Origin of the sequence: Streptomyces cinnabarinus (assembly GCF_027270315.1) — a bacterium.
Classification (GTDB): domain Bacteria; phylum Actinomycetota; class Actinomycetes; order Streptomycetales; family Streptomycetaceae; genus Streptomyces; species Streptomyces cinnabarinus.
Map to the genome: position 1 here is coordinate 8,861,800 of NZ_CP114413.1, position 21,787 is coordinate 8,883,586.

The following is a 21,787-nucleotide window of genomic DNA, read 5'->3' on the forward strand; positions in this document are numbered from 1 at the left end:
AACTGGAAAGTCCTACGAACGACCGGATCAGACCCACGTGTGAAAGGTAGGGCAACCTCTAGCGAGGTTGCCCTGTTGGTCGCTCCAGGGCTTGTGGGAGAGCTCTTTGAGGGCGACCAGCATGATCCCGCGCAGGACGTCGGTCGTATGCGCCGATGGCGCGGTCAGCCGACTGGTTGGTCGGCCCCCGCCGCCACGATCAGTCGGGCAGCGTTGGTGACTGAGGAGTCCACGAAGAACTCGACAATCGGGACTTGCACCGTGAACACACTATTGAGGCGGGAAACGAGCCGCAGCGCGGCCAGAGAGTGGAAGCCCAGCGCAAAGATGTCCGTCCGCAGGTCGATCGTCGGTACTTTGAGTACCTCACGGTAGACCTCCGCGACCTTGACTTCGAGCTCGCTGCCCTGCACTTCCTCGGGGACGACACGCTCGCGGCTCTGCAGCGCGAGCAAGGCTGCTTCGTCAATCTTGCCGTGCGAGGTGAGCGGGAACCGTTCAACTACTGAGATTTGAGCCGGAACCAGGTGTGGGGGAAGCTGGGTACGAACGTACGCCGCGACTGTTGCCTCGTCGGCGTACGCACCGATCAGGAACGCGATCAGCTCAAGCTCGGCCGCTGGATCAGCCTCGGTGCGCCGAGGCACGACCAGGCTGAGCGCCACGTCCGGATGGCCGTCGAGTACCGATTCGATTTCGGCGAGCTCGACCCGATGGCCGCGCAGTTTGAGCTGACGGTCCACGCGGCCGAGAAATTCGAGGTCACCTTCGGTAGTCCATCGGCCTTGGTCGCCGGTGCGATACATACGTGCGCCCGGCTCGGCCGCGAAGGGGTCCGCCAAGAAGCGCTCGGCGGTCTGCTCGGGCCGGTTGAGAAAGCCGTCGGAGACGCCGGGGCCGGCCAGGTAGATCTCCCCTGGCACGCCGCGTCCAACCGGTGCGAGCAAAGCGTCGAGCACGTAGACGGCGGCGTGCGGCATTGGTCGTCCGATCGGCAGCGCCTCGCGGTCGAAGTCAGCATCAGGCTGGTAGGTCGTGCTGGTCACCGCCGTTTCGGTGAGCCCATAGACATTGGTGAGCGGAATCCCGAAGTCCAACCAGCGCTGGTAGACCTCGATCGGCGCGCGTTCGCCGCCGACCAGCACTCGCCGCAAGCTTTGCGGAATGGGGACAACAGCCGGGTCGATCAGGCGCACTACTTCGATCCAATAGGCGGTGGGGAGCTCACATATGGTGATCTCGCGCTCTCCGAGGAGGTGCAGCAGTGCCTCCGGGCTGGTCCGGCCGAGCACGCCATCGAAAAAGACGACGCAGCCACCGGCCAGCCAGGTTGGGAAGAACTCCTCGACATGTACGTCGAAGGTCATCGCGGCGAGCTGCAGCATCCTGTCTTCCGGGCCCAGATCGATCGTGTCCACCGCGGCACGGGTGAACGCAGTCAGGTTGACATGGGTGACGAGGGTGCCCTTGGGCACTCCCGTCGAGCCGGAGGTGAACGGGACATACGCGACCTGGCGGCCTGTCACAGCGATGTCCTCGAGATCTTCACCGGTCTGGGCCTCGATCGAGGAAGCAACCGCCGGGTCGTCGAGGGCGAGCACATGGTGCGCCCCGGCAAAGCCCTCGGCAAGGTCCACGACCGTGAGCACCAAGCGGGGCGCGGTCTCGGCGAGGACGTGAGCCTTGCGGCTGCCGGGCGCGTCCGGAGCCACCGGGACGTAGGCCCCGCCCGCCTTCAGCACGGCGAGCACGGCGGACGGCCAGGAGGAGCCATGGGGCAAGGCGAGCGCCACCCGCTCGCCCGTGCGAAGACCTAGCTGACGCAGATACCGCGCGAGCCGGTTGGCCTGGCTGTTGAGCTGTGCGTAACTGACGGGAGTACCGTCTTCACGCTCGATCGCCGGCGCATCTGGGCTCTGTCGGACCCGTCGCTCGAACAGCGCGTGCAGGGTGGCCGGCTCGTCGACCGGCACGGGTCGGCCGGTGAGCTCCCGATCGGGCGCGGCGTCGGTCGATGTGCGAAGCGCCTCCAGTGGGAACTCGGGGTGGGACACGGCCTCGCCGAGCAGCGCCAGGTAGCTCTCGGCCATTGCCTCGATGGTGCCCGGGTCGAACAGCTCACTGTCGTATTCGAACTGAAGGCTCAGCTCCCCCAGCGCGTCGACAGCGCTGAGACTGAGACGGAACCGGGCCCCGCCATTGGACACCTCGTACAGCTCCGTCACCGCGCAGCCCGGCAGCGTGGCCTCGAACTCCGTGGACTGCTCGAAGGAGAACATCGTCTGGAAGAGCGGGGTCTCACGCGAGGTGCGTTGGGAGTCGACCCGTTTGACAAGCTCGGTGAAAGGCGCGTCTTGTGAGGAGAGCGCGTCGAAAGTACTCAGCTGGAGTTCGCGGACCAGGGAGGCGAAGGACACGTCCGCGTCCAGCCGCAGTCGCAACGGCATGGTGTTGGCGAACAGCCCGATGAGCGACTGGTACTCGGGCCGGGTCCGGCCGGCCAGAGGCGTTCCGATCAGCAGGTCGTCCTGACGGGTGCAGCGGGCCAGCAGCACGCCCCAAACACCGCCGAGCATCGCGAAGGGCGTGACCCCGAGCCGCTTGGCGCAGGCGTAGGTATCGGCCCGAAGCTGCTCTGGCACCACTGTCGTGAACTCATCCCCCTGGTAGTCCCGGGACGCTCCTGAACTGTGATCGACCGGCAGTGCAAGGACCGTCGTCGCACCGGCCAATTCCCGAGCCCACGCGTCGAGCACGTTGCCGTACCCGCCGTCCTCGGTGATGCGCCGCTGTTCGGCAGCGAAGTCGCGGTACTGCATGGTGAGGTCAGGCAGATCGGGCTCACCGCCCGCGTGCCATGCGGCGTAGAGCGCGACGAACTCGGTCCAGAACAGACGCAGCGACCAACCGTCCGCAACGATGTGGTGCATGTTGAGGAAAAACGCGTAGGCGTCATCCTCAAGACGTAGCACAGCGGCCCGCAGCAGCGGGCCGTGCACAAGGTCGAAGGACTCTCGAGCAGCCGTCTCGACGAACACACGCCACTCGTCGGGCCGGGAGCGAAAGTCGAACACAGGCAGCGCGAAGGGCTGCGGCGGATCGGTGATGAGGTGCAGTTCACCGTTTTCCTCGCCCACCCGGGAGCGCAGCACCTCATGCCGACGCACGATCTCGGTCACGCAGCGGGCGGCGAGCTCCGTGTCCAACGCGCCACGCAGTCGGATCACCATAGGTATTCCGTAAACGCTGCGGCCCGGGGCGAGTTGTTCAGCGATCCAGATCTGCTCCTGCAGGAGGGAGATCCTCTCGATCTGTCGGTTGCCCATGGGTGCTCCGGTCGGGTGCGTGGCCTTCGGAGTAGTGGTTGACTCGGTCATCATGACCCGCTCTTCCTGACAGTCGGCTAGTAACCGAGTTCCGGGTCGACCAGGCCGATCGGCTCAAGGCCGTTCGCCAGTCGACGAATGTTGCGCCGGACCAGGTCGACGAAGGGTCCGAGTGCGTGATCCAGATCGCCCGCGCAGTGCGCGGTGATCACACAGGTGGGAAGGGACCACAGCGGGTGCTCCGGAGGAAGCGGCTCGGGGTCGGTGACGTCCAGGCCGGCGCCGGCAATCCACCCGGAGGTCAGCGCACGAACGAGGTCATCTGTGATGACAAGCCCGCCGCGCGCCACGTTCACCAGGCACGCGTCCCGACGCATGGACCTGAGTCTGACTGCGTCGATCAGCCCGGCCGTGTCCGCGGTCAGCGGCGCCGCGAGGAAGACCACACGGGCCTCGGGCAGCCATTCGTCGAGGCGATCGGGCGTGCCGACCTCGGCGCCCGCTATCGGGGCGCCGCCGCGGCACACCACCTTGGGGCGGACCCTGAACGGGCGCAGCAGTGCGAGCAGTGCCCGGGCAACCCCGCCGCCGCCCACCACAAGGACCTCGGCGTTCGTCAGCCCGATGGCAGGGCGCGGCAGCCACGCGCCGGCCCTCACGGAAGCAGTGCCCTGGCGCAGCACGGTCAGCGCGAGCATGAGGGCGTGTTCAGCTACCAGCTCGGACTGGACGCCCACGGCCCGGCTCCAGCGGATCCGCTGATCCATGAGCGGCAGGTAGCTTTCGACGCCGGTGCTCGCCAGTTGAACCCAGCGCACCGACGGCGCGCACTCCAGTGCGGCTGCCAGCACCGAGGGCCGCTCGCCGGTCCAGATCAAGCCCTGAGCCCGGGCCGGCGGAGCCAGTCGAACGCCTGAAGCATGCAACGCTGTCATGAGATCGGCGGGCGCCGGTTCCGGAAGCACTGCCACTGGTAGGTCGGGAAGCATGGTCACCGGCCACTGCCCGGCTTACCCACCGCCGTGACGTCCGCCCTCGCGTCGGCCAGCGCCGCCACTCCGCGTACCGAATACGCGTCGAAGACCTCGCGGAAACCGAGGCTGATGCCCAAGTGTGTGCGGATCCAGCTGATCAGCCGCAACATGAACAGCGAATCCCCACCCAGGTCAAGCAGGTTGTCGAGCACACCGATCTCGTCGAGTCCCAGTAGCTCCGCCGCGGCGGCGGCGACGCGCCACTCGATTTCACCTGTCGGCGGCACGAACTCGGTGGGCAGGTCGGGCCGACACTTCGGCGGCTGCGGAAGCAACGCGTGGTCGATCTTCCGATGCGTCGTCAGCGGAAAATCGTCCAGCCGGATCAGCGCTGAAGGGATCAGATGGGCCGGCAGTTCATCGGCGAGGAAGGAACGCAGCTCACCGACGCTCACCGTGTCCCGGTCAGCAGTCACGTAGCCGATCAGACGCCGCTCACCCGACGCGTCTCGACCAGTCGTGACCAGGGCTTGACGCACCGAAGGGTGCCGGCCGAGCGCAGCCTCGATCTCGCCTGGTTCGACGCGATATCCACGCACCTTGACCTGCTGGTCGCCGCGTCCGAGGAATTGCAGCCGACCGTCGGGAAGACGGCGTACCCGATCGCCGGTGCGGTACAACCTGGCACCCGGAATCCCCGAGTAGCGGTCGGCGACGAACCTCTCCGCGGTGACGTCGGGTCTGCCCAGGTAACCGCGTGCCAGCGAGTCACCACCGATGAGCAGCTCGCCCTCGGCATCTGCGGGAACGAGTTCGAGCCGCTCGTCCACGACGAACATGCGGGTTCCGGCGATGGCATCGCCTATGGACAACACCCCGTCCTTGGGTGCTTGTCCGGGCGGCACGCTCCAGTACGACGCGGTCGCAGTGGTCTCGGTCGGCCCGTAGACGTGCACCAGCGGAAGGCGGAAGCGGTTCCAATGCTCGACGGCTTCGGGCATGGCGCGGTCACCTCCCACGACGACCAGGCGCAGCGACGGGGGCAGTGCCCCGCCGGTGTCCACGAGGTGGTGAACCAGCAGGTGCCAGTGCGCGGTCTGCATCTCCAGCAGCGTGACGTCGTGCGCGGTGAGGAAGTCGAGCAGAGCCTCCACCGGGGAGAGCGCAACCCGGTCGGTCGGGAACACGCTTGTCCCGCCCTGCACGAGTGGGGGGAACAGCTCCTCGAGTGAGGCGGAGAATGCGGCGGCGGCCAGCATCAGGTAGCGGTCATCCGGCCCCATGTTGAACTCGGCACTCGCGGCGGCTGCGAGATTCGCCAGGCCGAGATGGGTGATCATGACGCCTTTGGGCGCTCCGGTGGAACCTGAGGTGTAGATCACGCAGGCCAGATCGTCCGGCGCGGCTGCGGGGGCGCCCGGACGGGGAGGCAAGCGCCCCCGGTCCGGCGCAAGGGTCATGACGGGCAGGCTGGTTGGCGTCCCCTGCGCTCCGTCTACGATGAGAATCTTGATACCGGAGTCCGCCGCGAGGAAACTCTTGCGCTGGTCGGGGTAGTCCGGGTCGATGGGTACGTAGGCCGCTCCCGCACGCAGCACGCCGAGAATCGCGACAAGCAGGTCGACGGAGTGACGCATCATCACGCCGACGCGATCGCCGGGAAGCACTCCCACCTCCGCCAGGCGCGCCGCCATGTGCTCGGCTTCGGCGGCGAGTTCGGCGTAGGTCAGCGCCCGCTGTGCATCCTCGGTGGCGCAAGCGTGCGGCGTCACCCATGCGTGCTGCTCAAGCAGGTGCGGGATGAGCTTCGGCGCGTCGTTACGCGCTGATTGAACGTCGGCGTTCACGCGGCAGACTCCTCAGGGTTGGGCGACGTCGACGTCAAGGGGCGTGCGGCGGCGTCAACCTGCTCTGCCATCAGCTTCACAACGGGTGTGACGCCACTGCCCGGCAGCACCGGGGCGCCGAGGGCTGCCAACCCGGTCTCGAGCGCGGCCAGCGCGGTAACCAGGTCGAGCGGGTCGGCGTGGCCGCAGTGACCGATCCGCACCACTTGGTCGGCCAGTTCTCCGTTGCCGGTAGCCAACTGGACGCCTGTGTGCTCGACTACCGCATCGACGAGAGATCGCGCGCCTGTTCCGGGCGGCGTGAACGCGGCCGTCACGATGCCGTTGCGCGCCACTTCTGGGGTCAGCAGCCGAAGTCCGAGGCCGCGCAAGCCCGCTCTGGCCATCCTGCCGAGCTCCGAATGCCGCCGGTGGCGCCGCTCCATGCCTTCAGCGAGTACCTGTTCGAGCGCCGCGGACAACTGGAGCAGCACGCCGACCGCCGGCGTCCAGGGGGTACGCGGGATGGAGTCGTTCAGGCTGTCACGCGTGATCGTCCAGTCGAAGTAGTACCGCAGATGCCTGGCCTTGGCGTGCCGGCGCCAGGCACGCTCACTGACCGAGACGAAAGAGACCCCTGGCGGCGCCATCAGGGCCTTCTGAGATCCGCCGACCACGACGTCCAACCCCCACGCGTCGGCCTGCATTTCGCAGCCGCCGACCCCGGAGGCCGAGTCCACTATCGTCAGCACACTGCGGGTCGCGCGCCCGAGGGCCTCAAGGTCGGTGACGACGCCTGTGGAGGTCTCGCAGTGTACGACGATCGCCGCGACGATGTGCGAGTCGGCCGCCAGGCAGGCTTCGACAGCCGCAGGGTCCGGCTCGCAACCCCACTCGACGTCGAGCACGACGATCTCCAGGCCATAAGCGCGGCACAGCTCCACCCAGCGCCTTCCAAAGGCGCCGTTGTCCACCACGAGTACCTTTTCCCCTGGACTGAAGAGGTTCTGCACCGCGCTCTCGAACGCACCGGTGGTGCTTGACGAGAAGATCAGCACGTCCCCCGCGGTACCAAGCACATGCCTGAGCCCGTCGATGATTCGTGTGAATATGCGTGCGAAGTCCTCGGTGCGCTCGTCGACCATTGGATGCGTCGCCGCCGCGATGACCGCGGGCGGCAGCGGAGTCGGACCGGGTATGGCCAACCTGTCTTTATAAATCATCTTCCTGATTCCTTCGTGCCGCGGGGGTCCGGCTTCGTCAAAGGCTCGTCCGCAGTCGAGTACCGCTCAGCTGACCGACGCCTCACTGCCGCCGTCCGGCACGTGCGGTCCGATGGCGTACTTGCGGAGCCCGGCGTCGTCCGGCTCGTTCTGCACCTGTAGATCTGGTTGCTCAACCCTGGTCAGGGCAAGGGCGAACAGTGCCGTGCCCACCACCGCGACCACAGCACAGCCCACCAGCACCGGGCGTAGGCCGAACAGGATGCCCAGTGGGCCGGCTACGGCGAAGCCGACCGGCTGGGCGATCTCCGAGGCCATCAAGTCGAAGGCGGCCACCCGGCCGAGTACCGCGCTCGGTACGGCTCGCTGCATGAGGGTCTGGAAGAACACTCCTTGCAGGCCGATCGCACAGCCGGAGAGCAGTGCGGCACCCGCCACCACCACCGTCGGCACGCCAGAGCCGAGGGCCAGCGTTTCGAAGACGATCAGCGGTGGCAGCCACGCTATGAAGACCACCGGTCGCTTCGGCTTGATCCGCCCGGCGGTGAACTGCGCGCAGACCACGCCGATGGTCATGCAGGTGCCGATGACACCCCAAGCTGCGGCACCGCCCATATAGGTGTCGGCTACCAACGGGCCGAGGACCGCGAGGGGAGCCAGCAGGACCAGCGAGAACAACGTCCACTGCAAGGTAAGCAGCCATAGCCAGCGGCGTATTCGAAACTCCCGCCATCCTTGCGCCAGCTGCGTGAGCGTCCCGCCTTCGCGATCCGGCTCGGCTTCGCCCCCAGCGGGGATCTTGGCGAATACGAGACAAAGAGTGATGAAAAGCATCAGCACGCTCTCCACCAGGAAAGCGGCTCCCGCACCGTACGCCGCCACGACCACTCCTGCCGCCGCAGGGGCCACCGTCCAAGCCAGCGAGGAAAACGTACCGACCAACGCATTGGCCTCGTCCAGGTCGTCTTTCGCAACGACGTCCGGCATGATCGCCATGCTGGCCGGACCGAACAGCGCGTCAGCGCCGCCGTATACGACTGCCAGAGCGAAGAACCAGCTGAGGGTCGCAGTATGCGTGAGTAGCCCTATCGCCAAGGTCGCCGCCGCGACCAGGCGCACGATCGACGAAACGATGAGCAACGCGGCACGCGGAAAGCGGTCCGCCGCGACGCCGGCGAACAGCGACAGGACGAGCGAAACCGCCGCCTGAACTCCGAGGACGAGGCCGAGGTCACTCGCAGAACCAGTGGTGTGGAGGATACCGAAGCTCTCCGCAACCGGCAGGAAGCCGTTGGCCATGCTGGAGCCCAGCCGGGCGGCCAATAAGGAGGCGAAGTTTCGGTCAGTCAGCAGCCTTCTGCGTTTGCCTCGGCGTCCTCGTTCGCCGGAGACCCCTACATCGCTCATTGCGTCTCTTTCCGCGCGTGCTGGTTTCAGGTCCCGGCACGAGGGCTAGGTGATGGCTTCTTTGGGTCCGGTCGGGCGGCGCTGCCACACCGAGGGGCCCTCAAGAGGTTGTCGCCTCGACCAGGGACTTGGGCCGCATGTCCGTCCAGTTCCGTTTCACGTACTCCAGGCAGTCCTCTCGCCCAGCTTCGCCGTGTACTACGGTCCAGCCCTTGGGCACAGTGATGGCTGCGGGCCACAACGAGTGCTGTCCCTCAGCATTGACCAGCACCAGGTACACGCCGTCCTGGTCCTCGAATGGATTCGCCACTGCTGTCACTCCCTTAGGTAAGTTGTCATCATTCGTCAGCGGCCGCGCAACTCGATATGCGTGCCGAATTCATGGGCAATAGGGAACGGGCCGACTGCGCCTCGCGCCGCGAACAGCTCGGGCTGGTTCGCAGCGACCACCGGAACCTCGGTGTGGTCATAGGGCGCGATCGAACATCAGCGCTTGATGCTCTTCCCCCAGCACGTCGACTGTGCTGGTCGGCGCATCCGGGTCCGCGGCAAGAGCGGCCAGCATCCGGCGGTAACCGTCGGCCATGCGCTGTGCGGTCTCCCGTTCGAACATGTCGAGCTGGTACTCCAGGAACGCATCCATCCCGGCCGGCTCCTTGTCCGGGCCGAAGTTCTCCTGCAGGCTCAACGCCAAGTCGAACATGGAGCTGCCGGCGTCGATGGCCAATGGCACGTCGGTCAATCCGTCGAACTTGAGCCCGGCGTCGGTGTTGTTCTCCAGGGTGAACATGACCTGGAAAAGCGGGTGACGGGTCCGCGAGCGGGCAGGATTGAGTGCCCTGACCAGGCGATCGAAGGGGATGTCCTGGTTGTCGTAGGCATCAAGGGCGACGGTCTGGACCCGCTTGACCAGGTCTCGCAGACTCAGGTCGCCGGAGACGTCAACGCGGAATACCAGCATATTGACGAAGTAACCGACGAGATCGGTCAGCGCATCATCCATGCGGCCGGCCACGGGTGAGCCGATCGGAATGTCGGTGCCCGCACCGAGCTTGCTCAGCAGCGCCGCAAACCCGGCCTGCAATACCATGAACATGGTCGCATTTTCGGTACGGGCGACCTCGGCCAGTGCCGTATGTAGATCGGCGTCGAGGGTGAACTCGATCGTGCCCCCGGCGAAGTCGGACATCGGTTGGCGCGGGTGATCCACCGGCAACCGCAGTTCCTGGGGTATGCCGTCGAGCACTGAACGCCAGTGCGTGAGCTGTCTCGACGCCAGGCTGTCCGGGTCCTCCTCGCGGCCCAGCAACCGCCTCTGCCAGAGTGCGTAGTCGGCGTACTGGACAGGCAGCGGCGGCATATTCGGCGCGGCGCCACGGCGCCGCGCCGCGTAGGCCCGGGCGAGGTCTCGGGTGAGTGGCCCCAACGACCAGCCATCGCTGACGATGTGGTGCATCGACATGAGCAGCACGTGCTCCTGCGGCCCCAGTGCGAACAGCCATGCCCGAAGGGGCAGGTCGCGCACAAGGTCGAACGGGCGTTCCGAGGCCTCGTGCATCGCCTTATGCACCTCTTCCTCGGCAAGCTCCTTGTACTCCAGTCTCACCGCGCATTCCGAGATATCCAGGACAACCTGGTGCGGCTCGCCCCTAGCGTCCCGGATTACCGTGCGAAGCGATTCATGTCGCTGCACGACGTCTCGCAATGCCTCCTCCAGGGCTGTTCTGTCCAGCTGCCCCGTCAGCCGCGAAGCGAGCTGCATGGTGTACATCGAGCTGCCCGGATTCATCTGATGGATGAACCACAGTCCGAGCTGCCCAAACGACAGAGGGATCATGGCTGGTCCCACAAAATGTTGGCGGTACGGGAGGATCGGATGTGACTGATGGCAACGTTCGCCCCGTCGCGGCGTCCGGTACGTGAAGGGCAAACCCGTACGAGGCTGCGCCGACCACGATGAGGTAACTCGCCCCCTCGCGAAATTGCCACCGCAAAAAGCGATCCGAAGGGCTCTTGCACACCTCGGTGACGCAATCGGCTTGACACAAGCATTGAGATCCCTACTGCTCTGTGCGGGCCCGTCCGACCACGCGGAAGTCATCCGGCGCCCGCCGTGGGTCAGCGGACCATCGGAAGGAGTGCCGGCCGGGTGATGACGGCGATCTGACCAGAGTCGATCTGCGCCGCGAGCAACGCCGCGGTAGGCGCCTGGAACAGGGTCTTGATACCGATCTCCACACCCATGACACTGCGGATCCGGCTCAGCAGACGCACCGCGTGCAGAGACTGGCCGCCGAGCTCGAAGAAGCTCTCGTCCACACCGACCTCAGCGAGGTCCAGCACCTCGCCGATCAGCTTGCACAGTTGCTGCTCGCGCTCAGTGCCCGGGCTGCGATCGGTGACAGATGAACGATCATCCGGAGCAGGCAGGTTACGCCGGTCCACCTTGCCGTTCGTGGTCAACGGCAGGTTCTGCAAGCGCACCACGGCAGACGGGAGCATGTAACCGGGCAACTGTGACGCGGCGTGGGCGAGGATCTCCTCGTTGGGCGCCTGGGCCACTACGTAGGCGACGACTTGCCGCAGCCCCGGCCTGTCTTCGCGCACCACGACGGCGGTCTGTTCCACACCTGGGTGCGCTGCGATCACGTTCTCGATCTCGCCGAGCTCGATCCGGAAGCCGTTCATCTTGACCTGGTCGTCCCGGCGCCCGACGAACTCAAGATTCCCGTCGTCACGCCAGCGGGCCCGATCTCCGGTGCGATACATCCGCCCCCCGGCCGGACCGAAGGGACAGGCAACGAAGCCGGCCGCAGTGAGGTCGGGTCGGCTGAGGTATCCGCGGGCCAGCCCAGCGCCGCCAAGGTACAGCTCGCCCGCCACGCCCACCGGCAGCGGCCGCAAGCCCTCGTCCAGGACGAAGATCTGGGTGCCGGCGATCGGCCGGCCGATGGGTGGCGGTTCGTTCCCCTCGTTCCCCGTCAGCGGGCCGATCAGCGTTGCGCACACCGTGGCCTCGGTAGGCCCGTAAGCGTTGAACATACTGCAACGCCCGGACCAGCGTGCGGCGAGGTCGGCGGTCAGGCTTTCCCCGGCGACCACGATGGTCAGGTCCGCGGGCAGATCCTCGTCGGGGGAGAGCGAGGCGAGTACCGAGGGCGGCAGGGTTACGTGCGTCACAGCCTCTCGGACAAGCACTGCTTCGAACGAACCACCGACGAAGTCGTGAAGACCCGGGACAAACACCGCCGTAGCGCCGCTGAGCAGGGCCATACAGAGCTCCGAGACGGAGGCGTCGAAACTTGGACTGGCGAATTGCAGGACCCGACTGTCGGACCGTACGCCGAATGCCTCGATCTGCGCGCCGGAGAGCCCAGCGAGGCCCTCGTGCGTGACCGTCACGCCCTTCGGTGTCCCGGTCGAACCGGAGGTGTAAATGACGTATGCCGGGTGCGCGAGGGTGAGCGGCTGCGACCGCTGTGTGTCGGAGAGGTTCGATGCGTCCGCGTCACGCCCGGTCTGCTGTTCGTCGAGGACCAGGATCGGCATCGTCCAGGGCTGGGCCGTGGCGCCGGCGGCATCGGTCAGCAGCAGGGCGGGACGCGCGTCGCCGACGATGTACTCGATTCGCTTGGTCGGATAGGCCGGGTCGAGCGGTAGGAACGCGGCACCCGCCTTGCTGATCGCGAGGATGGCCAGGACGAGGAGCGGGCCGCTGGGCAACGCGACCCCCACCAGTTTCTCGGGTCCCAGTCCGCGGGCAATCAGAACTCTGGCAAGCCGGTTGGCCCGCTCGTTGAGTTGTCGGTAGCTCCACCGCAATTCGCCGCAGGAGACCGCGCATGCGTCGGGGCGCCGCGCGACCTGGGCCTCGAAGAGGGAGGGGAGGACGACGGGATCGTATGATGCGCCGTCTCCGCTCTGCTGCGTTACCAGCCGAGCGTGCTCCTCCTCTGAGGCCAGTGGAATCTCGCACAGCGGTCGGTTCGGCGAGCGGACAGCGTTGGCGAGGAAGGTGGTGTAGTGCGATGCGATGCGGCGGATCGTCTCCGGCGCGAACAGGTCGGTCGCGTACTCGATTTCCGCTTCGAGTCGGCCGTCCCGCTCAACGACCTCGATACTCAGATCAAGTTTGCTGACGGTGCGCGGCGGCGGTGCGGCGCCCTCGATCGTCAGTCCCGCGACGCGTATGGACTCCTCAAGCGCCTCGTCGTAGCTGAACGCCGTCTGGAACAGCGGATTGCGGCTCGGGTCGCGTGGCGGACGAAGTCGCTCGATGACCTTCTCGATCGGCGCTTCCTGATAGGCGAGACCTTCGATGGAAGCCCGGCGTGTCTGATTGACCAGGCCGTGGAACGTCTGATCTCGCTCTGGGCGTACCCGGAGGGCCAGGACATTGACGAACATGCCGATCATTTCCTCGGTGCCCGGCTCGGTCCGACCGGCCATGGGGGTGCCCACCAGCAGGTCCTCTTGGCCTGCGTAGCGGCCGAGAACGGCAGCCCAGCCGGCGAGCATGACCACGTAGGGGGTGACGCTCCAGCGGCGGGCCGCCGCCGCGAGTTCGACGCCCAGCGAAGCCGGCAATGTGAAGGAGTGGCTGGCGCCATGGAAGCTCATGCGTGAGGGACGCTGGTAATCGGTGGGCAGTTCAAGTGCGAAGGACGCGTCCCTGAGCCGGGTGCACCAGTGCTCGACCTGACTGTCCAACAGGCCCTCGTCGAGCGAGCGAAGTTGCGCAACGGCGTACTGCCCGTAGGCGAAAGGCAGCATGGGGAGCTCGGGTGTGCGGCCCTCGGCGCCCGCGGCAAGAAGTTCGGCAAGCTCCTGGACCAACACGCCGGCCGAGACTCCGTCGAAGATCAGGTGATGTATGTCCACCAGCAGGCGGTGATCCGCGGGACCAAGGCGGTACAAGCCGAAGCGCACGAGCGGCCCGTGCAAGAGGTCGAACGGAGCTGCCGTCGCGGCGCTCACCCGCTCAGTCATCTCCTGCTCCGAGGCCACATCCTGTGGATCGAGTCTTACGGGGCGTGCGGGGACGACGACGAACCGAGGCGAGCCAGACGCGATGGACACCACAGAGTGCAGCACTTCGTGCCGTTCAACGATATGGGTCAGAGCCACCTCAAGCAGCCCGAGGTCCAACTCGCCGCGCAGGGCGAACACAACCGGGGTCCCGTAGTGCGAGCCCGAATCGGTGAGCTGCTCGGAGACCCAGATCCGCTCCTGTGCCAGGGAAAGGGGGAAACTCCTGTCAACGCGGCGGTCCTGGCTGTCCTTCGGTTGCATCGCAGAGTGTTGGGTAGTCGACACTGACGTCTCCCAGTCCTTTCCGGGTAGGGTCCGTCCGGCCGCGAGGGCCGAGGCGCTGTAGGTCGTCAATGGATCACTCGCGCGTCGTGGTCGATTCTGCGATCGCGCGACTTCCGCAGGTCGCGCGCCACGTTCAGCCTCTTGAGCCAGCGGTCCGTGCCGTCGAAGCGGGCAGTGAACGGCACCCTGCCGTGCACGATCTTGTAGTTGTCCAGGAAGAGCAGTTCACCCGGTTCGAGCACGTAGTCTCGTATGTTGCGATCGACCTCCGCGACGATGGCCTTCATTGCGCGGGCGCTGTCCGGGACGGCGTATGCGTCCTCCATGAAGAATGGATCGATGCGTAGATAGGGTGCTTCGCGGTCGCCGAAGAGGATTGCGACTCGGTCGGGCTCGCTGTCCTTGGCCATGATCCATTCATAGCTGCGCGAGAGCAGCTCGCGTTCGCGCGTCGACATCTCCCGGTTGTCTTCCCCGTGGTGCGGCAGATGCGAGCGGTCGGGCTTGATCGGATACCGCTCCTGACAGAGCAGGTCCCTGATCTCACCAGTGAGCTCGAGGTCGTCGACCGAGGCGAAGGTCGTTGCCACCCGGTCGTGGTTGCGTAGACAGGCCAGGCCGAGGTAGTCGGCCCGCAGCGGGTGGAAGGCCTCCTCGGTGTGCCAGGTCAGCAGTTCTTCGCTGCCCGAGCCAAGCTGCTCATTCTCGTGACCCTTGATCGGAAAGATGTCGTGCATGATCCGGCCGTCCTGCTGCGTCGCCCAGGCGATGGGGTCGCCCAACAGGGATGCGCAGAGCATGAAGTACATCTCCGCGGGGAGCGTGGACGCCCGGTCGGCGTGGGTACGCCAGTGCTCGGGAGTGGGCCCGGTAGCAACGTCGTCAATCCGGAAGCCGCGGATGGACAGCACGCCACCGGAAGCCTCCAGGCGGAACGCGTTCAACTCAGCCCGCAGCCGCTGCGGCAGCTCGTGTGCGAACACCGCGCACTGCCGGACGAATTCCGGGTCACTGCTCGAAGTGAACTTCGCCGTGAGCGAAGCGAGTACGTCGTTGACTGTCTTCAACTCAATGTCCGAGAGTTCAATGCTCTGCATGTTCGTCAGGGTTCCTTTCCGCCTCACGGTTGGAGACTCGCGGCGAACTCAGCGCCCAAAATGTCCAGGCCTTTGCTCAGTTGGCTGCGATCGCCGCCGAAACCGAGCCGGACGCGGCACGGGTGGTCGAATGCCCGGCCGGGGACGAGCAGTATGTTGCTGGTCTCTCCCAGCCGACGGCAAAGCTCGGTCGTGTCCCGCCACGGGCGCAGTCGCGGGAACGCTGTCACTCCGCCGAGGGGCAGCGGGAGGTCGACACGACCCTCGTGCCGCACGGCCCAGTCGGCCAACAGGCGTCGGTTGGCCTTGGCGTTCTTCAGCCTGGGAGCGATGAAGACGTCTGCACGCTGTACGACGCGCAGCGCTATGTACTCGAGAAGCGGAGAGAGGCTGAGGGTGATGCGGTCGCGCAGGTTGGTCATCGCCCGCAGAAGCTCAGGGTCGGCCATGCACCATCCGAAACGCATGCCGGGTAGACCAAAAGCTTTTGAAAAGGTTCCGATCGACACAGTGCGCGGATAGGTCAGTCCGGGGTCCGGCAGCGGTGCGTCATCGTAGACCAGGTCCGTGAAAGCGCCGTCCCACAGGAGATAGGCGCCAACATTGTCAGCAATCTCAAGCAGGCGACGGAAACCAGCAAGGTCGAGTGTCGCGCCGGTCGGGTTGTGCGGAAAGTTGACCACAATAACCTTTGTGCGCGCAGTGACGAGCCTCGCAAGTTCCTCCACGTCAGGCCGAAATTCGTCCTCCTCGCGCAGCCGCCAGCGCAGAACTTCGCACCCCATGGACTCTGCGACGGATACGTGCGAGTGGTAGGCCGGGTGCAGGGCGACGACTTGGTCACCTGGCTCAAGGAGGGTCTGGAGCGCGACGTAGATAGCCTCACTGCCGCCGTGCGTAAGCATCACCCTGCGCGCGTCACCGTCCCCCCAGCGCGAGGCGATGGCCTCGCGCAGGTCGTCCCGACCCAGGCACGGGCTGTCCCGGAAAACGATCTCGTCCAAATCACCAGGCTCGATGCCGGCGAGTTTTCGCACCTGTCCGAGCGAGTAGTCAAGAACCCCACTCGACCCGATGTCTATCGCAGCGTCATGATAGTGGTCGCGCATCCAGTCTTCGAGCAATGCCCCATCAAAATTCATCGTTCTCCAGAACCTTATCCTCGCGACCCAAGAACAACGAAACGGCTCGTGGGGATGTCTGACTCTCGTGCTCAGAGGTAAGTAGATTCAGGTCGGCAGAGATGCTGATCTCGCGTTTCTGGTCCAATGACGTCGATTTCTCAAACTCCCAGACCGAGGGTGCGAGGTCTTCTACGGAGCAATGTACGTCCTCTCCGATATGGGCAGTTGACAGATATTGCCCGCTGCAGGATCTGCATTGCTGCCCATACGTCGATGAGTCGGGTGCCCCATCTGTCGACAACCGACATCGCGGAAGAAGAGGACTTCCGTAGCGTGGTGAGCGGCACGCTCCAGACACCACCGACCTTCAAGTGGTGTTGCAGATCAGGGCGGTTCGAGTGTGAGGCATGTTCCGGGGAGGCATCCCTCGACGATGTCGGGTCAGCACTGGATCGGTTTCGGCTTGCTCTTCATCGCAGGGCTGTCGGCCCGGGCCCAGGTGCCGCGGTGCGGCTTGAGCGCCACGACGTAGGGCCTACGCAGCCAGCCCCGCGTCGTCAAACGCAAGATGTCCAACTACCGACTCAAACGGGCTCGGCACCACACCTGGCCACAGCCCACCCGGACCGGCACCCAAGCCGTCCACGCCCAACGCCCCCAACCCGCAGACCCGTAAAGCAACAGCATTGCCTTTAAAGCGTGTTGCACAAGGCCTTGAGCTGGGCATCTCCGATATATGGCTGGGGTGTTGAGCGCTGAGCGGGTGTGGGTGGAGACGTTCACGGGGCTGCGGGTCGAGCAGTTCGGCCGGTTGCTGCGCGCCGTGCGTGAACGGGGTGGAACGGCACCTTGCAGGGTCGGCCGTGGGCGTTGCCCCTGGCCGAGCGCGTCCTGATCGTCGCGGTGCACTACCGCACGAACCTGACGATGCGCCAGCTCGGGCCGCTGTTCGGGGTCTCCTCTTCCACGGTGTGCCGGGTGATCCAACGGCTGGGGCCGCTGCTGGCGTTCGAGCCTGTCGCGCGTCCTGCCGATGCCGCGGACCGGTTGTGGATCGTGGACGGCACCCTCATCCCGGTCCGGGACCCGCAGGTCGCCTCCTCCAGCCGCAATTACCGGTTCTCGGCGAATGTGCAGTTCATCGTGGACGCCGACTCCCGCCTCGTCATCGCCGCCGCTCGACCAGTACCGGGCACTACCGCGGATGCGTATGCATGGCGGGCCTCCGGCCTGGCCGAGCACTGCCAGGGAGTCACAACGCCGCCCACCGCAAGGTCCGCGCACGGGTGGAGCATGTGATCGGCCGGATGAAGAACTACAAGATCCTCCGCGACTGCCGACAGAACGGCAACGGTCTCCACCACGCAGTCCAGGCCGTCGCGCACATGCACAACCTCGCCCTCGCATCATGATCAGAAACCGGCCTGAATGGCCCCTGACCTGCCCTAACGCTGCCTTGTGCAACACGCCTCAGCACGAGGAGAAGCAGGGACATCCCAGGGACTTTTTCAGGGACTTTCACGTCTGCCCCAGGGAGGTGTCAGGGATTTTTCGCCGCGTAAGCAGGGAAGGTTCTGACAGTGCTGAAAGACACGAACACGCTGTTCAGCGCCTGTTTCCCTGGCACTCGACAACGTTGACCGCGAGTCCGCCCCGCGCCGTCTTCTGTACTTGACTTCATGTAAGGACCGAAGCCGACCGAGTAGAGGGCGAACGCGCGCAGCGCCATCAGGGGATCTCCGGGCCGCCGTACTCGCCCATCGCGTCGATGAGCCAGCGGGTCAGGTAGTCGGCGAACGAGGAGCGTGGGAAGAGCCGGTACGTCGGGGTGTCGTCGGTCTGCCAGAGCAGCACGGGGACCGGGCCCACCGTCGTCGACACCGCCCGGCCGGGACCGAAGGACCGCGGATGCAGGTCCAGCGGGCAGCCCTTCTCCAGGACCTTCCGGGCGGCCGGGCCGCTCAGCTCCAGGGTGGTGCGGTTGGCCGAGACGTCCACGACGGAACCGGGGGCCGTTGTCAGTGCCTCCCGCAACTCCGTTACCACGGCGGTCACTTCGGCCTGGGAGAGCACCAGCCATTCGTCGGGGCCGAGCCATACGACCGTGTGCGGGCCGGAGCCGGTAGTGGTGCCGCACTCCGTCGGCAGCGCTGTCCCCAGGGCCTTCTCCACGCGGTCGGCCGCTTCGGAGGCGACATCGACGCGCACGTTCACCATGGTGAGGAACTGCCACTCGGTCAGCGCGACGCCCCGGGCGCCGGTGACGGTGGCGGCGCGCATCCGTTCCGCCAGGTGTGCCAGCGGGCTCGTCCGCAGGGCTGCGGGGTCGGCGGCGGTCGGCTCAGCCATCGCGCTTGGTCCCTTCGGGGTCGTAGAGGACGAAGTCGGTCACCTCGACGGAGACGAGGTCCTCGCCCACGGGGGCGAGCAGGGTCTGGCCGATCCGTGCCCTGCCGTCGGCGACGAGGGCGAGGGCGAAGGGGCGGCCGAGGGCCGGGCTGTGGTAGCTGGAGGTGACGTGACCGAGCATCGGCACGGGCACCGTCGTCAAGGAGACGTCCGGCGTCACCAGTTGGGTGCCTTCGGGCAGCCGGGTCGTACGGTCGCTCGGCAGCAGGCCGACCAACTGCTTGCGGTCGGTGCGGGAGGTGTCGGCGCGGGAGTAGGACCGCTTTCCGATGAAGTCCTTCTGCTGGGAGACCACCCAGGACATGCCCGCGTCCTGCGGTGTGACGGTGCCGTCGGTGTCCTGGCCGACGATGATGTAGCCCTTCTCGGCCCGCAGGACGTGCATGGTCTCGGTGCCGTACGGGGTGATGCCGTACGGCTGCCCGGCCTCGTACACCTGCTCCCACACGGACCGGCCGTACCACGCCGAGACGTTGATCTCGTAGGCGAGTTCGCCGGAGAAGGAGATCCGGCAGATCCGGGCCGGGACACCGGAGGCCAGCGTCGTCTCGCGGAAGGCCATGAAGGGGAACGCCTCCGCCGACAGGTCGACGTCGGGGGCGAGTCGGGCAACGACCTCGCGGGACTTCGGCCCGACGACGGCGATCGTCGCCCACTGCTCGGTCACCGAGGTGCAGTGCACGTCGAGTTCGGGCCACTCGGTCTGGAGCCACTCCTCCAGCCAGTCCAGGACGCCCGCGGCACCGCCGGTCGTGGTGGTCATGAAGTAGCGGTTCTCGTCCAGGCGGAGCGTCACGCCGTCGTCGAAGATCATGCCGTCGGGCTTGCACATGACGCCGTAGCGGGCCATGCCGGGCTTGAGCTTCTTGAAGGCGTTGGTGTAGACGCGGTTGAGGAACTCACCCGCGTCCGCGCCCCAGATCTCGATCTTGCCGAGGGTGGAGGCGTCCATGAACGCCACGCCCTCCCGGGCCGCCCGGCACTCCCGGGCCACGGCCGTGTCCATGCCCTCACCGGGCAGCGGGAAGTACCAGGGGCGCTTCCACTGCCCGACGTCCTCGAACTCCGCGCCGTGCGCGACATGCCAGGTGTGGAGGGAGGTCATGCGCTCCGGGTCGAACAGCTCGCCGCGCTCCCGCCCGGCGAGTGCGGCGAAGGCGATGGGCGTGTACGGCGCGCGGTAGGCCGTGGTGCCGATCTCGCCCAGGGAACCGCCGAGGATCTCGGCGATCAGACCGATCGCGTTGACGCCGGAGGTCTTGCCCTGGTCGTTGGCCGTGCCGAGCGAGGTGTACCGCTTGACGTGCTCCACACCCCGCATGCCCGCGCCGGTGGAGCGCTGTACGTCGGCGACCGTGACGTCACGCTGGAGGTCGACGAAGTGCGTGTCCCAGTCGTCGTCCGGGCCGGGCACCAGCCACAGCGCGCGGACGTCGGAGCGCACTTCCTCGTACGACGGCATCGGCACCGGCACCGGGAACCCGGCCTCCGTCGCGGCCAGCGCACCGGCGCGCGCACCCTCGGCCACACACCCGTCGAGGGTGTACGTCCCGCGCGCCGCACCGACGACCTGCTGGTCCCGTACGGTCCCGTCGGGCACGAACGCGACCAGGTCGGCGTCCCACCTCAACCGGCCCTGGCGCTGGCTGTGCAGATGCACCACCGGGCTCCAGCCTCCGGAGACGGCGAGGAGGTCGCAGTCGAACGACTCGGCGGTACCGGTGAGTTCACCGTCCGCGTCGAGCGCCCGCACGGTGACGCCGGTGATCCGGGAGTCTCCCGTGGTGTCGACGACGGCGCTGCCCGGCAGCACCCGCACCCCGGTCGCGGCGGTCACTTCCGAGGCCCGGTGGGACAGTTCAGGGCGCGCGTCCACGACCGCGGCCACCACGACCCCGGCGGCGTGGAGATCGGTGACCGTGTCATAGGCGCTGTCGTTGGTCGTGCTCACCACCACCCGCGAACCCGCCCTGACGCCATACCGGTTGAGGTACGTGCGCACGGCGCCGGCGAGCATCACGCCGGGCCGGTCGTTGCCCGCGAAGACCAGCGGGCGCTCATGGGCGCCGGTCGCGAGGATCACCTGGCGGGCCCGGATGTGCCACAGCCGCTGGCGGGAGACGCCGTCCGGAGCCGCTCCCAGGTGGTCGGTGCGACGCTGGACGGCCAGCACATAGTTGTCGTCGTACGACCCGAACGCCGTGGTGCGTTGCAGGACGACGACCTCGGGAGCTGCGTCGAGCGCCGCCCGTACGTCGGCGACCCACCGCAGGTCACTCTCCGGGCCGGCGAGCAGTGAACCGCCCGGCTCGGGCTGGTCGTCGACGAGTATCACCCGCGCGCCGGAACCGGCGGCAGCGGCGGCGGCCGCGAGTCCGCCCGGTCCGGCGCCGACGACGAGGACGTCGGTGTGGACGTACTTCTTGTCATAGACGGCGGAGTCGGGGGCCGGGTCGAGGCGGCCCATGCCGGACAGCGTCGTGGCACCCAGGCCGTCGTACAGCTCCACCGTCGTCGCAGGCAGCATGCCCTCCGAGCACGGGCCGTCGATCTGGAGCAGCGCGTTGGGCTCCTCGACGCCCGCGGCGACGATGCCGCGCGGGCGGCCGCGGTAGAGCGACGGGGCGACCTCGATAATCCCGTTCGCCAGCATCGCGGAGGCGACGGTGTCGCCGGGGTGGCCGGTCAACTCCCGTCCGTCGACGGTGAACCGCAGCACGGTGCCGCGGTCGACGCGTCCTCCCTGCGGGAGCCGGAAGTGCTGGTCGGTCATCGGTTCCCTCCGGCCTGGGGCAGTTCGGGGCGGGGCTCGTCGAGCCGGTAGGCGGCGAGCAGCTCATGGGTCACGGTGTCGCGCAGGACGTTGAACCAGCGACGGCAGCCGGTGCTGTGCATCCACCGCTCGGCGAACGGGCCCTTGGGGTTGTCGCGGTAGAAGACGTACTCGGCCCACTCCTCGTCGGTGAGGTCCGCGGGGTTCTCCGGGTAGGGGACATGGGCCTGGCCCCCGTAGCGGTACTCGGTCTCGTCGCGGGGACCGCACCATGGGCAGCGGATCAGCAGCACGGCGTCCTTCTCTCAACAG

13 protein-coding genes and 1 pseudogene are annotated in these 21,787 nt (G+C 66.8%); 1 reads left to right on the top strand and 13 read right to left on the bottom strand.

Going from position 1 to position 21,787, the window contains the following annotated elements:
- Positions 1-164: 164 nt before the first annotated feature.
- The 10 genes from STRCI_RS39975 to vioD all read right to left on the bottom strand — a co-directional run bounded on the left by STRCI_RS39975 (position 165) and on the right by vioD (position 16,311).
- Positions 165-3,326 carry a non-ribosomal peptide synthetase gene (locus tag STRCI_RS39975; RefSeq protein WP_269663911.1) on the bottom strand — a complete coding sequence of 1,054 codons (3,162 nt, stop codon included), beginning with the start codon at positions 3,324-3,326 and terminating at the stop codon, positions 165-167.
- Between the two features lie 77 nt (positions 3,327-3,403).
- Positions 3,404-4,204 carry an NAD(P)-dependent oxidoreductase gene (locus tag STRCI_RS39980; protein WP_269663912.1) on the bottom strand — a complete coding sequence of 267 codons (801 nt, stop codon included), beginning with the start codon at positions 4,202-4,204 and terminating at the stop codon, positions 3,404-3,406.
- A 113-nt stretch (positions 4,205-4,317) separates the two neighbouring features.
- Positions 4,318-6,147, bottom strand: a complete 1,830-nt coding sequence (locus STRCI_RS39985) for a non-ribosomal peptide synthetase (RefSeq protein WP_269663913.1) — start codon at positions 6,145-6,147, stop codon at positions 4,318-4,320.
- On the bottom strand, positions 6,144-7,349 hold the full coding sequence (locus STRCI_RS39990) for a pyridoxal-phosphate-dependent aminotransferase family protein (RefSeq protein ID WP_269663914.1): 1,206 nt from the start codon (positions 7,347-7,349) through the stop codon (positions 6,144-6,146). The genes STRCI_RS39985 and STRCI_RS39990 overlap by 4 nt, the downstream gene beginning before the upstream one ends.
- A gap of 66 nt (positions 7,350-7,415) precedes the next feature.
- On the bottom strand, positions 7,416-8,756 hold the full coding sequence (locus STRCI_RS39995; protein ID WP_269663915.1) for an MFS transporter: 1,341 nt from the start codon (positions 8,754-8,756) through the stop codon (positions 7,416-7,418).
- A gap of 100 nt (positions 8,757-8,856) precedes the next feature.
- Complete coding sequence (locus tag STRCI_RS40000) at positions 8,857-9,066, bottom strand: MbtH family protein (protein WP_055536649.1); 210 nt, start codon at positions 9,064-9,066, stop codon at positions 8,857-8,859.
- A gap of 156 nt (positions 9,067-9,222) precedes the next feature.
- Positions 9,223-10,593 carry a condensation domain-containing protein gene (locus STRCI_RS40005; protein WP_269663916.1) on the bottom strand — a complete coding sequence of 457 codons (1,371 nt, stop codon included), beginning with the start codon at positions 10,591-10,593 and terminating at the stop codon, positions 9,223-9,225.
- A 281-nt stretch (positions 10,594-10,874) separates the two neighbouring features.
- Positions 10,875-14,048, bottom strand: coding sequence for a non-ribosomal peptide synthetase (locus STRCI_RS40010; protein ID WP_269663917.1), 3,174 nt, complete (start codon positions 14,046-14,048; stop codon positions 10,875-10,877).
- Positions 14,049-14,137: 89 nt separating this feature from the next.
- Positions 14,138-15,169, bottom strand: coding sequence for a guanitoxin biosynthesis L-enduracididine beta-hydroxylase GntD (gene gntD / locus STRCI_RS40015; RefSeq protein ID WP_269663918.1), 1,032 nt, complete (start codon positions 15,167-15,169; stop codon positions 14,138-14,140).
- Positions 15,170-15,192: 23 nt separating this feature from the next.
- Positions 15,193-16,311 (bottom strand): capreomycidine synthase, encoded by a 1,119-nt coding sequence (gene vioD / locus STRCI_RS40020; RefSeq protein WP_269663919.1) that lies wholly within the window; start codon positions 16,309-16,311, stop codon positions 15,193-15,195.
- 718 nt (positions 16,312-17,029) lie between these two features.
- Here vioD and STRCI_RS40025 point away from each other — a divergent pair.
- Positions 17,030-17,705, top strand: a pseudogene (locus STRCI_RS40025) (transposase family protein).
- Between the two features lie 316 nt (positions 17,706-18,021).
- On the opposite strand, the gene STRCI_RS40030 reads toward STRCI_RS40025, so the two are convergent.
- From STRCI_RS40030 to STRCI_RS40040, 3 genes are read right to left on the bottom strand one after another with little or no spacing between them, the layout of a single operon-like run.
- Positions 18,022-18,642, bottom strand: a complete 621-nt coding sequence (locus tag STRCI_RS40030; protein WP_269663920.1) for a sarcosine oxidase subunit gamma — start codon at positions 18,640-18,642, stop codon at positions 18,022-18,024.
- The gene (locus STRCI_RS40035; protein ID WP_269663921.1) at positions 18,635-21,475 is read right to left on the bottom strand and encodes a sarcosine oxidase subunit alpha family protein; all 2,841 of its coding nucleotides are present in this window, start codon (positions 21,473-21,475) and stop codon (positions 18,635-18,637) included. The genes STRCI_RS40030 and STRCI_RS40035 overlap by 8 nt, the downstream gene beginning before the upstream one ends.
- On the bottom strand, positions 21,472-21,768 hold the full coding sequence (locus STRCI_RS40040) for a sarcosine oxidase subunit delta (RefSeq protein WP_269663922.1): 297 nt from the start codon (positions 21,766-21,768) through the stop codon (positions 21,472-21,474). The genes STRCI_RS40035 and STRCI_RS40040 overlap by 4 nt, the downstream gene beginning before the upstream one ends.
- Positions 21,769-21,787: the final 19 nt, after the last annotated feature.

Bases quoted from the DNA above. Each gene is read 5' to 3' on its own strand.
- STRCI_RS39975 (WP_269663911.1), bottom strand. From the start codon at position 3,326: ATGGGCAACCGACAGATCGAGAGGATCTCCCTCCTGCAGGAGCAGATC.
- STRCI_RS39990 (WP_269663914.1), bottom strand. From the start codon at position 7,349: ATGATTTATAAAGACAGGTTGGCCATACCCGGTCCGACTCCGCTGCCG.
- STRCI_RS39995 (WP_269663915.1), bottom strand. From the start codon at position 8,756: ATGAGCGATGTAGGGGTCTCCGGCGAACGAGGACGCCGAGGCAAACGC.
- STRCI_RS40005 (WP_269663916.1), bottom strand. From the start codon at position 10,593: ATGATCCCTCTGTCGTTTGGGCAGCTCGGACTGTGGTTCATCCATCAG.
- STRCI_RS40010 (WP_269663917.1), bottom strand. From the start codon at position 14,048: ATGCAACCGAAGGACAGCCAGGACCGCCGCGTTGACAGGAGTTTCCCC.
- gntD (WP_269663918.1), bottom strand. From the start codon at position 15,169: ATGCAGAGCATTGAACTCTCGGACATTGAGTTGAAGACAGTCAACGAC.
- vioD (WP_269663919.1), bottom strand. From the start codon at position 16,311: ATGAATTTTGATGGGGCATTGCTCGAAGACTGGATGCGCGACCACTAT.
- STRCI_RS40030 (WP_269663920.1), bottom strand. From the start codon at position 18,642: ATGGCTGAGCCGACCGCCGCCGACCCCGCAGCCCTGCGGACGAGCCCG.
- STRCI_RS40035 (WP_269663921.1), bottom strand. From the start codon at position 21,475: ATGACCGACCAGCACTTCCGGCTCCCGCAGGGAGGACGCGTCGACCGC.